Origin of the sequence: Pseudomonas sp. MF6396, from assembly GCF_002018915.1 — a bacterium.
Classification (GTDB): domain Bacteria; phylum Pseudomonadota; class Gammaproteobacteria; order Pseudomonadales; family Pseudomonadaceae; genus Aquipseudomonas; species Aquipseudomonas palmensis.
In genome coordinates, this window is sequence record NZ_MVOK01000005.1 from 283264 (window position 1) to 299060 (window position 15797).

The window sequence follows — 15797 nt, forward strand, 5'->3', positions numbered from 1 at the left end:
GCCGCGGGGCTGCATGACCCTGCTGGCGGCCTTCGGGGTCAGTTGCGGGGCGCACGCTGCCGGCGCCTTCGACCCGGAGTCGAAGTGGATGAGCGGCGACTGGGGCGGCACACGCACCGAGTTGCTGGACAAGGGCTACGATTTTTCGCTGGATTACGTGGGCGAGGTTGCCGGCAACCTGAAGGGTGGCTACAACAACGACAAGACGGCGCGCTACAGCGACCAGTTCGCCCTGGGCGTGAAGATGGACCTGGAGAAGATCCTGGGTTGGCACGACGCCGAGCTCAAGCTGGCGATCACCGAGCGCAGCGGGCGCAACCTGTCCAACGACCGCATCAGCGACCCTCGGGCCGGGCAGTTCAGCTCGGTGCAGGAGGTGTGGGGCCGCGGGCAGACCTGGCGCCTGACCCAGATGTGGGTCAAGCAGACCTACTTCGACGGCAAGCTCGACCTCAAGGCGGGGCGCTTCGGCCCGGGCGAGGAGTTCAACAGCTTCCCCTGCGATTTCCAGAACCTGGCTTTCTGCGGCTCGCAGGTGGGCAACTGGGTGGGCAGCATCTGGTACAACTGGCCGGTCAGCCAGTGGGCGTTGCGCGCCAAATACAACCTCACGCCGGAGTTCTTCGCCCAGGTCGGGGTGTTCGAGCAGAACCCTTCGAACCTTGAGACGGGCAATGGCTTCAAGCTCAGCGGCAGCGGCACCAAGGGCATGATCCTGCCGGTGGAGCTGGTGTGGGCCCCCAGGGTCAACGGCCTGCCCGGCGAGTACCGCCTGGGTTACTACTACAGCACTGCCAAGGCCGATGACATCTACGAGGACGTCAATGGCCAACCCCAGGGCCTGACTGGCGCAGACCCCAAGTCGCATTCGAGCAAGCATGGCTGGTGGGTGGTGGCGCAGCAGCAGGTTACTGCGCACAACGGCGATGCCAATCGCGGCCTGAGCCTGTTCGCCAACTTTACCGTGCACGACAAGGCCACCAACGTGGTCGACAACTACCAGCAGGTGGGCATGGTGTACAAGGGCGCCTTCGATTCGCGGCCCAAGGACGACATCGGCTTCGGCGTGGCGCGCATTCATGTCAACGATGACGTGAAGAAGCGTGCGCAGCAGCTCAATGGGGTCAGCGGTATCGATGACTACAACGACATGGGCTTCGTGCCGATCCAGCGTACCGAGTACAACGCCGAGCTGTACTACGGCGTGCACGTGACCAACTGGCTGACCGTGCGCCCCAACCTTCAGTACATCCGTCACCCGGGCGGGGTGAGCGAGGTGGACAACGCGGTCGTCGCCGGGCTGAAGATTCAGTCGTCGTTCTGAGGGGATATGTTGTAAATTTACGCCAATTCGGCGTTTTGCCGGCAAGGTCGACTTCTGTAGGAGCCGGCGTTGCCGGCGAACAGGCCCCCCTAACAACAAGAGTCCCGAAACATGTCCGAGCACCCGCTTCAACGCTTCTTCACCTCGCAGCGGCCGCGACCGACCTTCGAGTGGGAGCGTTACCAGCAGCGCGACGTGCTGATCATCGATCACCCCCAGTGCCAGGCGGTGTTCAGTCGCCAGGGCGCGCAACTGCTGCACTTCCAGCCCCGTGGCGAACGCCCGTGGCTGTGGTGCGCGGCGCAGTGGCCGCAGGTCGGCGCCATTCGTGGCGGTGTGCCGGTGTGCTGGCCCTGGTACGGCCGTCACCCCAGTGAAGACATGTGGCCGGCCCACGGCTGGGCGCGCCTGCTCGACTGGAAACTGATCGACAGCAGCGAAAGCGACGAGGGTGTGACCCTCACGTGGCGCCTGCAACTGTGCGACTGGCAGGTCGACCTGGTGGCCACGCTGGGCCAGCGCATGCAGTTGCAACTGAGCACCGAGCACCAGGACAGCCTGCCGTGCCAGTTGAGTCATGCTCTGCTGGCCTACTGGCGTATTAGTGACGTTTCCGAGATAGCGCTATCTGGGCTAGAGAATGCGAGGGGGTACGATCATCTGAGGCGTCAGGCATGCCAGCAGAAGGGCGCCTTGAAAGTGCAGGGCGGCTGTCAGCGGGTGTTCCAGAATGCTGCGACCCTGCAGGTCAACGACCCGGCCTGGCAGCGTCAGCTGTGCATCGATACCGGCGACAGCGACGACACCGTGGTGTGGCATCCGGGCAGCCGGCCGCTGATGGGCGTGAGCGGCAGCGAGACCCAGGGCTTCATCTGCGTCGAGGCCGCCAGTGGCAGCAGCGACAGCCTCAGCCTGGCGCCGGGGGAGCGGGCGCACCTGCAGTTGCAGGCGCATTCGCTCAATTGAGTTCGTCGTCGATCGGGTAGCGGCTGGCGTTGAGGCTTTCCTTGATCTTGCGCAGGTGAGGCTGGAAGTCCACGCCACGGCGCAGGGTCATGCCGGTGGCCAGCACGTCGAGCACGGTCAGCTGGATGATGCGCGAGGTCATCGGCATGTAGATGTCGGTGTCTTCAGGCAGCGGGATATTCAGGCTCAGGCTGCTGGCCTTGGCCAGTGGCGAGTCGGCAGCGGTGAGGCCGAGCACCGAGGCGCCGTTTTCCCGCGCCAGGCGCGCCACTTCGACCAGTTCGCGGGTGCGCCCGGTGTAGGAGATGATCACGAACAGCTCGCCGGTATGGGCCACCGAGGCCAGCATGCGCTGCATCAGCACGTCGGCATGCGCCGACACGGCGAGGTTGAAGCGGAAGAACTTGTGCTGTGCGTCCAGTGCCACCGGGGCCGAGGCGCCCAGGCCGAAGAAGTGGATCTGGCGCGCCTGGATCAGCATGTCGACGGCGCGGCTGACCAGTTGCGGGTCGAGCTGCTGGCAGGCACTGTCGAGCGAGGCGATGGCGCTGCCGAAGATCTTCTGGGTATAGGATGCAGGGTCGTCGTCGGCTTCTACCGCACGGCTGACATAGGCGGCGCCGCTGGCCAGGCTCTGCGCCAGTTGCAGCTTGAGCTCGGGGTAGCCGCTGACGCCGAACGAACGGCAGAAGCGGTTGACGGTGGGTTCGCTGACCTTGGCTGCCTGGGCCAGCGCCGCGATGCTGAAGCGCGTGGCTTGCTGCGGGTTGGCCAGGATGACTTCGGCGACTTTGCGCTCAGCCTTGTTCAGCTCGTCGAGGCGGCCCTGGATCTGCTCCAGGAGGTTTCGCACGCGGTCCATGGGGGTATGTCCTTGGGTCGGGGAGGCCGCCGGCTGCCACGGGCAGACGGCTTTTTACGCGGTGGCCTATCGTACTGATGGCACGGTTGGCGCACCACTTGATTCTGTATACACGACAATATGTTGTTAGTTTTACTACATTAGTCCTTGAAAACTGCGATTGAAACCGGTATTTCTACGTCAACTTGATAAAAGAACCAACATCATGGCTTCGATCACCGTTGAACCCTGCACCTTTGCCCTGTTCGGCGCCCTGGGCGACCTGGCGTTGCGCAAGCTGTTCCCGGCGCTTTACCAGCTCGATCGCGCGGGCCTGCTGAATGAGCAGACCCGCGTGCTGGCACTGGCCCGCGAAGCCGGCAGCCCGCAGGAGCACCTGGCGACGATCGAGGCGCACCTGCACAAGCACGTGGGCAGCGATATCGAGGCCCTGGCCCTGCAGCGCTTCATGGCGCGCCTGAGCTACCTGCATGTGGATTTTCTTCAGGCTCAGGACTACCCGGCGCTGCTCGAACAGGTACAACCCGACGCGCCACTGATCGCCTATTTCGCCACCGCCGCGGCGGTGTACGGCGGCATCTGCGAGAACCTCGACAAGGTCGGCCTGAGCGAGCGCACCCGCGTGGTGCTGGAAAAGCCCATCGGCCATGACCTGGAGTCGTCGCGCAGGGTCAATGACGCGGTGGCGCAGTACTTCCCCGAAAACCGCGTGTATCGCATCGACCATTACCTGGGCAAGGAGACGGTGCAGAACCTCATTGCCCTGCGCTTTGCCAACAGCCTGTTCGAAACCCAGTGGAACCAGAACTCCATCTCCCACGTGGAAATCACCGTGGCCGAGAAGGTCGGCATCGAGGGCCGCTGGGGCTACTTCGACAAGGCCGGGCAACTGCGCGACATGATCCAGAACCACCTGCTGCAGTTGCTGTGCCTGATCGCCATGGACCCGCCCAGCGACCTCTCGGCCGACAGCATTCGCGACGAGAAGGTCAAGGTGCTCAAGGCACTGGCACCGATCAGCGGCGAGGGCCTGAGCACCCAGGTGGTGCGTGGCCAGTACATAGCGGGCTACAGCGAGGGGCGGGCTGTGCCCGGCTACCTCGAGGAAGACAACTCCAATACCCAGAGCGACACCGAAACCTTCGTCGCGCTGCGGGCCGATATCCGCAACTGGCGCTGGGCCGGGGTGCCGTTCTACCTGCGCACCGGCAAGCGCATGCCGCAGAAACTGTCGCAGATCGTCATCCATTTCAAGGAGCCGCAGCACTACATCTTCGCGGCGGAACAACGTTTGCAGATCGGCAACAAGCTGATCATCCGCCTGCAGCCGGACGAAGGCATTTCGTTGCGGGTAATGACCAAGGAGCAGGGCCTGGACAAGGGCATGCAACTGCGCAGCGGCCCGTTGCAGCTGAATTTTTCCGATACCTGGCACAGCGCACGCATTCCGGATGCCTACGAGCGCCTGCTGCTGGAAGTGATGCGCGGCAACCAGAACCTGTTTGTACGCAAGGATGAAATCGAATATGCGTGGAAATGGTGCGACCAGTTGATCGCCGGCTGGAAACACGCCGGTGATGCGCCCAAGCCGTATGCGGCGGGCACCTGGGGGCCGATGAGCTCGATAGCACTGATTACCCGCGATGGGAGGGCATGGTATGGCGATATCTGAACTGCAACTGCCGGCGAGCGTGACGGCACATGAGTTTGCCGATGCGGCGCGCCTGGCCGAGGGCCTGGCTGTGGATGTGGCGCAGCGGTTGCGCACGGCGATGGACGAAAACGGCCAGGCCACCCTGGTGGTGTCGGGCGGGCGCAGCCCGGTGGCGTTCTTCCAGCGCCTGGCCAGGCAGCCGCTGGACTGGTCCAGGGTGGTGGTCAGCCTGGCGGACGAGCGCTGGGTGCCGGTGGAACATGCCGACAGCAATGCCGGCCTGGTGGCGCAGCACCTGTTGCAGGGCGAGGCCGCCAAGGCGCGGTTCGTCGGCCTGTACCGTCCCGCCGCGAGCCTCGAAGCCGCTGCCGAGCAGGCGGACCAGGCGCTTGCCCAGCTGCCGCCGATCGATGTGCTGGTGCTGGGCATGGGCGATGACGGTCACACCGCCTCGCTGTTTCCGGGCAGCCCCAACCTGGCCGAGGGCCTGCAGGCCCAGAGCCAGCGCCGGGTACTGCCGATGCTGGCGCCGAGCGTGCCGCATCAGCGCCTGACCCTGACCCGGCGTGTGCTGGCCGGTGCAGGTGCGACACTGTTGTCGGTGCAAGGGCCGGGCAAACTCGCTACCCTGCGCGCCGCGCTGGGCGGTGACGACCCGGCGCAGATGCCGATTCGCGCCTTTCTTCAAGACCCCCTGGAAATCTACTGGTGCCCATGAACCAAGGACACGCCGTTATGACAACCCTTGAACCTTCACAGCCGGGCATTTCCATGGCCGACAAGATTGCCCTGATCGACCGCATCTGCGGCCAGGCGCGCATTCTGCCGGTGATCACCATCGCCCGCGAGCAGGACATCCTGCCGCTGGCCGATGCGCTGGCGGCCGGGGGGCTGAAGACGCTCGAGGTGACGCTGCGTTCCGAACACGGCCTGACCGCCATCCGCCTGCTGCGCGAACAGCGCCCGGAGCTGTGCGTCGGAGCCGGTACGGTGCTCGACCGCAGCATGCTGGCGGCGGTGGAACAGGCCGGTGCGCAGTTCGTGGTCACGCCGGGGTGCACCCAGGACATCCTGGAGGCGGGGGTCGAGAGCCCGTTGCCACTGTTGCCGGGCATCAGCAGCGCCTCGGAGATCATGATGGGCTACGCGCTGGGCTATCGGCGCTTCAAGCTGTTCCCGGCCGAGATCAGCGGCGGGGCGGCGGCGATCAAGGCATTCGGCGGGCCGTTCGGCGAGGTGCGTTTCTGCCCCACCGGCGGGGTCAACCCGGGCAACGTCAAGCAGTACATGGCCCTGGCCAATGTGATGTGCGTGGGCGGAACCTGGATGCTCGACAGCAGCTGGATCAAGAACGGCGAGTGGGCACGCGTGCAGGCGTGCAGTGCCCAGGCGCTGGCGTTGCTGGACTAGAGAATTCGTTGTGTGCTGTACGGCTTTGAGGTGCGCTTGGTCGGCGCACCTTTTTTTTTGCCGGCGCCATTGACCGGCAAGGCCGCTGCCCATCCAGGAAGCACGTCCCGCTGCCGAGCCTGTCGCGGCCTCCCTAGTATCGAAAACTCATGGGTTTTCTGCAGGGAGTGCATACCTTGGACGACGAAATCGAACACGCTACAAATCCGCGACTCAGCGGCTACGCGGTCAAGACCGGGTCCTATTCGCTCGAGCGCCACCTGATCGGCGGCAAGCGCCTGGCACCCGGCTGCTGGGTCAACGGCAAGACCGTCTACGGCGATATCCGCATTGGCTCCAGTGCCTGGGCCACCTACACCCGACCGGTGTTCGCCTACCTGTCAGCGGTGGATACCCTGCGGCTCAACGGCCTGAGCAACCAGCGCCATGCCATCACCTTTGCCCAGGGCCACAGCAAGCAGTTCATCCGTGAAGTGGACGCGCCCTATTCGGTGTCGTCGGCCATCGAGCGGGTCAATATCCTCTCCAGCCTGCACACCGGCTTTGTCGACGACATCGCCTGGGGGGCGCCGAACGACAACCGCCTGACGCTGCTGCTGCCCGGCAGCGGGGTGTTCGCCATCTATCAGATGAACCTGGTGTATGCCCATTGCGCGACCTCGGCCGGACAGCTGAGCAAGGCGTTTCGCACCAGCAAGACGCTGGCCACGCAGGGGCGTACCGACCTGTACTTCCTGTCGGCCATCAGCACGGCCGTGTATGTGGCGGTGGCCGATGCCGCGGCCACCCCTCCGATTGCCTGGGATGCCCTGCAGCGCAAGGTGCTGACCGAAGGTTACGAGGTTGAATGCAATGCCGGCGCCTGGTCGTTCGATTTTTCCGCAAGCCAGAAGATTCACTACAAGTACTGAGGGAACCGTCATGAGTGAAGACAACGTGTTTGGCGCCGACTCCCCCGCACAGCGCGGGAGCTACCACATCGACAAGTACCTCTTTGGCGGTGACAAGGTACGCCAGGCCTGCTGGATAAAGGATGCCACCGAGTTCGGCCAGATGTACGACGGCAAGCGGTGGTGGGACATGTATTCGGTGCCGGTTGCCGCTTACGTGGAGCATGTCGGCACCGTTCAGGTGCCGAGCAACGGCGAGGATGAACGCACCTTCGAGGTCACCCATGGCTTTACCCGAAGCTTCAGCCGTACCACCGAAGTGTCTGGTGGCGTGCAGCTGGAATTCAAGGGCGTGGGGGTGAGTTCAGAGGTCCGGGTATCGTTCCAGGCTGCGCAAAGCTGGAACGACTCCACCACCCAGAAGCACACCCGCAAGCTGGTCGGCCCCGGGGTGTTCTATGCCTATCAGGTGCACATCCTGTATGCGCACTGTGTGATGGGCGCGTCGGAGATCGATTACTACTTCGAGCACAACAAGGTGCTGCCGATTCTCGATGCCAACGCGCAGGTGATGCGCGAAGACCTGATCTACCTGTCGTCGGTTGCCACCGACACGCTGGTCACGGTGCTGGAGGAGGCCTCGGTGGACCCGCTCGGCTGGGACGAACTGCAGAAAAAGGTGTTGTTCGAGCACTACAGTTCCCGGAAAAACGCGGGCTGCTGGCGCTTCGATTTCAGCGTGAACGAGCGCTACCCGCGCGGGTGATGCGCCGCGCTGGCCTGCGTCGGCAGGCCAGCGGGCATGCCATCAGAAGCTGTCCGAGGTCCTGAAGCCGCCGCCCCCGCTGCTGTCGGAGCTGGAGAAGCCGCCACTGCTGCTGGAGCTGCTGCTCGAACTGCTGGAACTGGAGCTGCTCCAGCTCGATCCCGAGCTGCTACTGCTGTACGAGCTGCGCTCGACGGCGACGCGCGGCACCAGTTCGCGGTGTTCGCGGATGGTCCCGACCAGATAGCCCAGGGTGACATCGCGGGTCATGTAGTCCGACAGCAGACGTTCGATGCCCAGCGTTGCCTTGTACTGATAGCCGTCGTCACGGAAGAAGTCGGTGCGCAGCGCGCGCTCCAGCTCCTTGGCCCGGTCATAGGACTGCTGGGCCAGGCCATGGGTCTGGCGCGCCTCGGCCAGTGCCCGTTCCACGCCGTCGACCTGCGGGTACAGCCGCTGCAGCTGCAAGGCGATCTGGTCGTCTGCGGTATCGGGGGTCTTCTTCACCTGCTCGAGCAGTTGCTCGATGCTCTTGGCCTGCAACTGGTCGGTGAGCCACTGGCGGGCACGCAGGTAGTGCGGGTCCTGGTTGTGGGTGAATGCGGTCAGTTGCGCGTGAATGTCGTTGGCCTGCTGCTTGCTGGCCACGGTCTGCTTGTACAACGCCTTGTGCGCTTCGCGCAGCGGCTCCATGCCTGCCTGCTGCTGGGCGTCGGCCAGTTGCTGGCCGGTGCTTTGCTCCAGCGCGGCAATGTGCGCGTCGCGTTCGAGCTGCAGTGCCTCGTTGCGCTGCTGCATGTTGAGCAGGTTCAGCTCGTTGCTGCGGTTGCCGCTGTAGTCGACCTGCCTGGCCAGCCAGCCATCGAGCCAGCGGCTGATGCGGCCCAACCGATACTGTTCGGTGCCGAAATCGCGATCACGCAGGAAGTGGTAGATCGGGTTGCGGCCGAACATCGGCAGCTTGTCGGCACACTCCTGGCGAATGTCGGCATACCCGGTGACGGTTTCGAGGTTGGCGGCGATGGCCTGTTCCAGCTGGTGCATCTGCGCCGTGTAGGTCGGGTCCTGGGCCAGTTGGTCGCGGGCCTGGCGGTCGAGGTCGTCGAGGCGCTCCTGTACTTGCGCGGTCGCCTCCAGCGACTGGGCGATCTGCTGCTCGACCTCCAGCAGTTGCTGGCGCAACTGCCCCTGGGCCAGCTGGCGTTCGTGCAGGGCCTGAACCACCTCGTCCTGCAGCGACGGGGCGTGCTCCAGTTGCAGGGTCGCGATGCTGCGCAGGCGGGTCAGGATGTCCTGTTCGAGCGCCATCTGGCGCTCGGTGGCACTGGCCAGTTGTTGTTCTGCGTCGCGCAGCACGTGCTCGAAACTGCGTGCATTGTCGGCGACGATACCGATGAGCTTGCTGGGTCTCATGTCATCACCAGTCCAGGATCATGTCGGGTTTGGCGACACGTTGGTTGAATTTCAGGCTCAGCATGTTGGCAGGCTTGCTGCCCATGGCGAGGTCGTCGATGTGGCCGTCGCTGAGTTTGTCTTCCTTGACCTTGAGGTACTCGGCCTGGCTGACCCGCACACCAAAGTAGGACGCCCAGCGCGATTCGCCGGTTTCCGAACTGGTGACCGGCACGCTGATCGGGTTGCCGGCGGCGTCCACGGCCTCGACCACCAGGTACCAGCTCTTGCCCTGCAGGGAGTCACCGCCCTGGTTGCACAGCGCCTGGTCATAGCAGCGCTCGACCCCCGACTTGACGCCGTAGCGGTCCACCACCCGCAGCTCCAGTGCCTGACGGGCGAACACCAGCAGGCTGTCAAGCGTCGACAGGTGGTCGCTGGCCTGGCGTGCCTGCAGGGCGTCGATGGCCTTGTCGACCTGGGCGGCCTGGGCACGCACCACCCGCAGGTCGTTCGGCGGCAGGCGCAGGGCGGGCAACTGCTGCTCGATTTCGTCCAGGCGCCGGATCAGCGGCTGGACTTGCTGAATGCGATCGAGCTGGCTTTCGAGCTCACCGACTTCACGGTCGACCACCTCGATGCCCTGGGTGTCGGCGTTGCCGATGGCCTGGTCGGCCACCCGGGCCTGCTGCGCCATCACCCCGAAACGCTTGGCGCCTGCGGTGAACGCCGGGTTGTGCAGTACGGCCTGCAGGCGGCTGCGGGCATCGATAATGGCCTGGACGTCGTTCAGGCCCTTGTCGGCCTGCCTCAGTTGCGCGCGCGCCGACTGGGTGTTGCGTTCGTAGGTATCGAGGTCCTGCTGCACGCTGTCGCGGTTGTCGCTGTCGATCAGTTGCGGCCACGGTCGGTGCGTCAGCAGTGTCTGAACCTGCGTCAGCCGCTCGGCAAGCGGCCCCAGCAGGCGCGTGGCCGCGGGCTCGGGCTGTTGCGCGACGGCTTGCTGCAACGCATCGAGGCGCGACTGGTGCTGCGCAAGGTCGGCGCTCAGATCGCTGCTGCGATACTCGGCCGTACGGACGTTGTCCTGCACCTTGGAGGTCTTGGCGGTGTCGTTCACCACCCGGGTGCACTGTACGGCCAGCAGCGCGACGACGATCAGTTGCAGGATGCGCATGAGCTTCCTGCGGTTGAGCAGCAGGCGCGTGGTCAGGCGCTGCAGTGCGGTCTGTTCGGGCGCCTCGAAGGCCAGGCGCCGGGCGAAGAACGCCCGCACACCCTGTTCGATCAGCGCATCGTCATAGGCGATGCCCTGGGCCTGGTAGTAGGTGCGGATACGCTCGGCGACTTCAGCGCGGCGCTGCGGCAGGTTCAGGTGCTCCTGCACCTGCATCTGCTGATGGCGCAGCTGGTCGACCACCGCCATCGCGCCCAGCTGTTCGGACAGAGGAACACTGCTCATCAGGCGGCCTTGGTCAGCAGGGCGGCGAACTTGCGCTTGGCCTCTTCGACAGCTTCGGCGATATCCCGGGCGGCGTTGCTCGACTCTGCGCGGTAGGTGTCGGCCATCTGCTTCATGTCGGTCTGGAACGACAGCGTGGCGTCAGCCAGGGCGCGCACCGAGTCGACCTTGATGGTCGAGCCGTAGCTGGCCTTGACCGCGGCTTCGAGCTGCTGGTTGCCGGTGCTGCCCAGCGACTCCAGGCCCTGGCTGATGCCGTCGGTGGTGGCATTGAGGGTGTGGGTGGCTTCGGCCAGGCCGCTGTTGGCGGTGAACGACACGGCAAGCCCGGTGAGTACCACTTCGTTGGTGGAAAAGAACGACACCATGCGCTGGTATTGACGCTCCTTGATCACGTGCACCTGATTGATGCGTGCAAAGACCATTTCGGCGGTGTTGTAGCCGACCTTCAGGTCATCGGCGATGTCCTTGATGATCTGGTAGCGCTTGTCTTCGTCCTGCAGGGCGCGCACGGCTTCATCGCGGCCCAGTTCCAGCGCGGCGCGTGCGGCGGGCTCGGCGCTTTCGGCGTCGGCGACCCGGGCGTTGGCCTCGTTCAGGGCCAGGGTGCGCTGCTGCAGGGCCTCGCCAGCGACGGCCAGCACCTGCTGGGCTTCCACCTCGGCGGCTTTCATGGCCATGCGAAAGTCCATGTACGACTCCAGGATCACGCTCTCGCGGGCGATCTGGTCGTTGGCCGACTTGCACACCTTCAGGTAGTTTTCGCGGATATCGGCAAAGCGGCTGGGGATGGAGCCGCGACGCACGTTCATCCAGGTCAGCTTGATCTTTTCCATCGCGTCCAGGCGCCCGTCCTCCATCCAGCCGGCCATGGCGGCGGCGTCCTCGCGGATGGAGGTGAAGCTCTGCGTGATGTCCATGAAGCGCGTGGAGATGTCCATGCCTTCGATCTGCTCGCGCACCATGCTGTTGAAGCTGGTGGCCTGCTGCAGCACGGTGGCGATGGAGGTGACCTTGGTGGTGTCGTAGTGGGCCACGCGGTCCAGCAGTACCAGAACCGGGGCATCCTGAACGGGCTGGATGAAGTTGATGCCGATGGTGCGCAGGCTGGTGAGTGCCCGTTCCAGGTAGTGGCTCATTGAGTGTCCTTACAGGTGTGGCAAAAATAATGAGGCCGGCAGTATACCGAGCACGCCAGCGCCCCGCAGGCTTTCGCACAACCAAAAAAAATGCCCGCCTCCGTATCAGAGGCGGGCATTGCATGCAGCAGCGGGTCAGTTGGCGTTTACGCCGCCTTAGCAGCCTGCTGGCTCAGCGAGCGGTTCAGTGCGCTGAACAGCGCCTTGAAGCTGGCGGTGGTGATGTTTTCATCGATACCCACGCCGTGCACCGGACGACCGCCAGCCACGCGCAGTTCGATGTAGGCCGCCGCCTTGGCGTGGGTGCCGGCACCGATGGCGTGCTCGTTGTAGTCCATGATTTCCACGGCTACCGGCAGGCCGGCCACCAGGGCCTCGAGGGCGCCGTTGCCCTTGCCGCGCCAGTGCAGGGTGGTTTCGCCTTCACCGGCCACTTCCACTTCCACGGCGCTGTGGCCGTTCTCTTCCTGCAGGCGATGGCTGACCAGCGCATACGGGGCGTTGGCTTGCAGGTACTCGCTCTGCAACAGCTTGTAGATCTGCTGGGCGGTCATTTCCAGGCCCAGGCGGTCGGTCTCGCCCTGTACCACCTGGCTGAACTCGATCTGCATGCGGCGCGGCAGGCTGATGCCGTATTCCTGTTCGAGCAGGTAGGTGATGCCACCCTTGCCCGACTGGCTGTTGACGCGGATCACCGCCTCGTAGCTGCGGCCGATGTCGGCCGGGTCGATCGGCAGGTACGGTACTTCCCACAGGGTGTCTTCTTTCTGCTGGGTGAAGCCCTTGCGGATCGCATCCTGGTGCGAGCCGGAGAACGCGGTGTGCACCAGGTCGCCCACATACGGATGACGCGGGTGTACCGGGATCTGGTTGCACTCTTCGACCACCTTGCGCACGCCGTCGATGTCGGAAAAGTCCAGCTCAGGGTCCACGCCCTGGGTGTAGAGGTTCAGGGCCAGGGTCACCAGGTCGACGTTGCCGGTACGCTCGCCGTTGCCGAACAGGCAGCCTTCGACACGGTCGGCGCCGGCCATCAGGCCCAGCTCGGTGGCAGCCACGCCGGTGCCACGGTCGTTGTGGGTGTGCAGGCTGATGATCACGCTGTCACGGCGCGACACGTTGCGCCCGAACCACTCGATCTGGTCGGCATAGATGTTCGGGGTGGAAACTTCCACGGTGGCTGGCAGGTTGAGGATCACCTTGTGTTCGGGGGTCGGGTTCCACACCTCGATCACCGCGTCGCAGACTTCCTTGGCGAACTCCAGTTCGGTAGCGCTGAAGGTCTCTGGCGAGTACTGGAACGTCCAGTGGGTTTCCGGCTGCTGGGCGGCGTACTTGACGAACAGCTTGGCCGCGTTCACCGCGATGTCCTTGACGCCCTGCTTGTCCTGGTTGAAGACAATGCGGCGGAATGCCGGGCAGGTGGCGTTGTACAGGTGCACGATGGCCTTCTTGGCCCCGCGCAGCGATTCGAAGGTACGTGCGATCAGGTCTTCACGGGCCTGGGTCAGCACCTGGATGGTGGTGTCGTCCGGGATGTGGCCGTCTTCGATCAGGGTGCGCACGAAGTCGAAGTCGGTTTGCGAGGCCGATGGGAAGGAGGCCTCGATTTCTTTCACGCCCACGCTGACCAGGGTCTTCCAGAAGCGCAGCTTCTTGACCGCATCCATCGGCTCGATCAGCGACTGGTTGCCGTCGCGAAGGTCCGAGCTGCACCAGATCGGCGCGGCCGTGATGGTCTTCGAGGGCCAGGTGCGGTCAGGCAGGTTTACCTGAGCGAAGGCACGGTATTTTTTCGAAGGGTCTTTGAGCATGGTCATGAAAGCAATCCTTATTGTGCGGCCTTGAAAGGGGCCCGCCGAACGTACAAGTGATGAATGGGCGAGGCGACGCGATTCAGCTTGGTAGTCGGGCACTGACCAGGCAAAGGCTGCGATGTTGGCGAAGCAGGATGAGGGTGTGCGTGGTTTTCATGGGTTCAACCCTAACCAGTGGGGTGAACGATGGCAAGCACTGCAAAAAAATTGAGAGGAATGCTTAAAAACTGAAGAATGTCGTGATTTTATAGCGCCGAACAATCAAAAAGACCGCGCCAGTTGCGCGGTCTTTTTGATTGGCGCAAGACGCTGATCAGGGCTGGAAGGCCCCGATGAAGATCGCCGGATCGACCCGTGCGTCGTTCAGGCTGACGTTCCAGTGCATGTGCGGCCCGGTGGCGCGGCCGGTGGAGCCCACCCGTCCGACGATGGCGCCACGGCTCAGTTGCTGGCCGGGTTTCACGTCGATCTTCGACATATGGCAGAACATGCTGATGAAGCCCTGGCCGTGGTCGACGAACACGGTGTTGCCGTTGAAGAAGTAGTTGCCGATCAGGATCACCTTGCCGTTGGCCGGGGTCTTGATCGGGGTGCCGGCGGGCACGGCGAAGTCCAGGCCGGCATGCGGGTTGCGTTCCTCGCCGTTGAAGAAGCGGCGCACGCCGAACTTGCTCGACAGCGGGCCGTTGACCGGCTTGTCGAGGAGCAGGTTGCTCGGCAGGTTGGGGCTGAAGCTGCGGTAGGCCTTGATCTGCTCGGCCAGCTCGGCGTCGATGCGCTTGAGGTCGGCCGGGTTGGGGTTGACCTGGCGCTGGTTCTTCAGGGTGATGCGCTGCTCGGGGTACTTCTTGCTGGCGACCGTGAAGCTCAGGGTGCGCTCGCCCTGGGTCAGGCTGGCGGTGCCGGGCTTCTGGGTCAGCGGCAGGCCGACAATGGCCAGCCAGGTGTCCTGCTCGCGTACCACCAGCACCGGCTTGCCGTCGAAGCGTGCCTGAGGGGCCTGGGCGGCGGGGCCGAGGTCGACCACCGCGACGCCGCCGGGCACCGGCTTGTTCAACTGGCGGGTGATGTAGCTGGCCTGGGCGGTGCCGGCGAAGGCCAGGCAGAGGGCGAGCAGCGGGGCAAACAGTCGGGGCATGAGTCAGTCCAGTAGAGAGAGCGTGACCGGGGTCAGGTGGTTGTCTTCGACCCGCACCTGCAGCTCGCCTTCGCCCAGGCGGGCGGTCAGGCGCTGGCCGTTGCGGGTCTGCGCGGCGCTGCGGATGGCCTGGCCGCGCTCGTCGAGCAGGATGCTGTAGCCACGGCTGAGGGTGGCCAGCGGGCTGACCACCTGCAGTGTCTGCACCTGCACCTGCAGGTGCTGGCGGCGGGTGGCGAGGGTCTGGCGCATGGCTCGCGGCAGGCGCTCGGCGAGGTTGTCCAGGCGTTGCTTGAGCAGCGCCAGGGCACGCCCGGGGTGCTGCGCGGCCAAGCGGGTATCCAGGCGTGCCAGGCGTTCGCGGCGCTGGTTCAGGCGCTGCTCGAAGGCGCGGCGCAGGCGCATGTCCAGGTCGTCGAGGCGCTGGGCCTGCTGGCGCAGGCGTTCGCCGGGGTGGCGCAGACGCCGCGCCAGGCTGTCCAGGCGCAGCCGGTCATGGGCCAGGCGGTTCTGGATGCGCAGCAGCAGGCGGCGTTGCAGGCTTTCCAGGCGTCGGCCCAGGTCGCTGCTGTCGGGGGCCAGCAGTTCGGCGGCGGCCGAAGGGGTGGGGGCGCGCACGTCGGCGACGAAGTCGCTGATCGACACGTCGGTTTCATGCCCCACGGCGCTGACGATGGGCGTGACGCAGGCAGCGATGGCACGGGCCACGGCTTCTTCGTTGAAGCACCAGAGGTCTTCCAGCGAGCCGCCGCCACGGGCCAGGATCAGCGCGTCGAAGCCTTGCGCATCGGCGCGTTGCAGGGCCCGCACGATCTGGTTGATGGCTTCGCGGCCCTGCACGGCGGTGGGTATCAGGGTCAGCTCCACCTGCGGGGCGCGGCGACTATCAGCTGATCCTCGACACCGTCGAACCGGCCGGTGACGGCGCCCTGCGCCTGGCCTTCGACGCGCTCAAGGAAAAGCTCGGCAACGAGGGC

13 protein-coding genes and 1 pseudogene are annotated in these 15797 nt (G+C 64.8%); 7 read left to right on the forward strand and 7 right to left on the reverse strand.

What is annotated here, in order from left to right:
* The first annotated feature begins 13 nt into the window (after window positions 1–13).
* Both MF6396_RS07415 and MF6396_RS07420 read left to right on the forward strand, forming a co-directional pair.
* On the forward strand, window positions 14–1324 hold the full coding sequence (locus MF6396_RS07415) for a carbohydrate porin (protein ID WP_443217202.1): 1311 nt from the start codon (window positions 14–16) through the stop codon (window positions 1322–1324).
* A 111-nt stretch (window positions 1325–1435) separates the two neighbouring features.
* Entirely contained in the window at window positions 1436–2290 is an 855-nt protein-coding gene (locus MF6396_RS07420) for a D-hexose-6-phosphate mutarotase (protein WP_078479986.1), read from the forward strand.
* Here MF6396_RS07420 and hexR read toward each other — a convergent pair.
* Complete coding sequence (gene hexR / locus MF6396_RS07425) at window positions 2283–3143, reverse strand: DNA-binding transcriptional regulator HexR (RefSeq protein ID WP_173925072.1); 861 nt, start codon at window positions 3141–3143, stop codon at window positions 2283–2285. The genes MF6396_RS07420 and hexR overlap by 8 nt on opposite strands.
* 214 nt (window positions 3144–3357) lie before the next feature.
* Here hexR and zwf point away from each other — a divergent pair, with 214 nt between their 5' ends.
* The 5 genes from zwf to MF6396_RS07450 all read left to right on the forward strand — a co-directional run bounded on the left by zwf (window position 3358) and on the right by MF6396_RS07450 (window position 7872).
* Window positions 3358–4824, forward strand: coding sequence for a glucose-6-phosphate dehydrogenase (gene zwf, locus MF6396_RS07430; protein ID WP_043860395.1), 1467 nt, complete (start codon window positions 3358–3360; stop codon window positions 4822–4824).
* Window positions 4811–5524, forward strand: a complete 714-nt coding sequence (gene pgl / locus MF6396_RS07435; RefSeq protein ID WP_054915075.1) for a 6-phosphogluconolactonase — start codon at window positions 4811–4813, stop codon at window positions 5522–5524. The genes zwf and pgl overlap by 14 nt, the downstream gene beginning before the upstream one ends.
* 17 nt (window positions 5525–5541) lie before the next feature.
* Window positions 5542–6216 (forward strand): bifunctional 4-hydroxy-2-oxoglutarate aldolase/2-dehydro-3-deoxy-phosphogluconate aldolase, encoded by a 675-nt coding sequence (locus MF6396_RS07440; RefSeq protein ID WP_043860397.1) that lies wholly within the window; start codon window positions 5542–5544, stop codon window positions 6214–6216.
* 176 nt (window positions 6217–6392) lie between these two features.
* A complete protein-coding gene (locus MF6396_RS07445; RefSeq protein WP_157811420.1) occupies window positions 6393–7127 on the forward strand; it encodes a monalysin family beta-barrel pore-forming toxin in 735 nt (244 codons plus the stop codon).
* 10 nt (window positions 7128–7137) lie between these two features.
* A complete protein-coding gene (locus tag MF6396_RS07450; protein WP_054915074.1) occupies window positions 7138–7872 on the forward strand; it encodes a monalysin family beta-barrel pore-forming toxin in 735 nt (244 codons plus the stop codon).
* 42 nt (window positions 7873–7914) lie between these two features.
* Here the strand turns inward: MF6396_RS07450 and MF6396_RS07455 are convergent, their stop codons facing one another.
* The 6 genes and pseudogenes from MF6396_RS07455 to xseA form a co-directional block, all read right to left on the reverse strand.
* Window positions 7915–9285, reverse strand: coding sequence for a hypothetical protein (locus tag MF6396_RS07455; protein ID WP_054915073.1), 1371 nt, complete (start codon window positions 9283–9285; stop codon window positions 7915–7917).
* A 4-nt stretch (window positions 9286–9289) separates the two neighbouring features.
* Entirely contained in the window at window positions 9290–10726 is a 1437-nt protein-coding gene (locus tag MF6396_RS07460) for a DUF6384 family protein (protein WP_052504209.1), read from the reverse strand.
* Window positions 10726–11865, reverse strand: coding sequence for a merozoite surface protein 3b (locus MF6396_RS07465; protein ID WP_078479987.1), 1140 nt, complete (start codon window positions 11863–11865; stop codon window positions 10726–10728). The genes MF6396_RS07460 and MF6396_RS07465 overlap by 1 nt, the downstream gene beginning before the upstream one ends.
* Window positions 11866–12011: 146 nt before the next feature.
* Window positions 12012–13685, reverse strand: coding sequence for a 2-isopropylmalate synthase (gene leuA, locus MF6396_RS07470; RefSeq protein WP_043860402.1), 1674 nt, complete (start codon window positions 13683–13685; stop codon window positions 12012–12014).
* A gap of 310 nt (window positions 13686–13995) precedes the next feature.
* Complete coding sequence (locus tag MF6396_RS07475) at window positions 13996–14820, reverse strand: M23 family metallopeptidase (protein ID WP_058541448.1); 825 nt, start codon at window positions 14818–14820, stop codon at window positions 13996–13998.
* Window positions 14821–14823: 3 nt separating this feature from the next.
* Window positions 14824–15702, reverse strand: a pseudogene (gene xseA / locus MF6396_RS07480) (exodeoxyribonuclease VII large subunit); the annotation flags it as partial.
* Window positions 15703–15797: the final 95 nt, after the last annotated feature.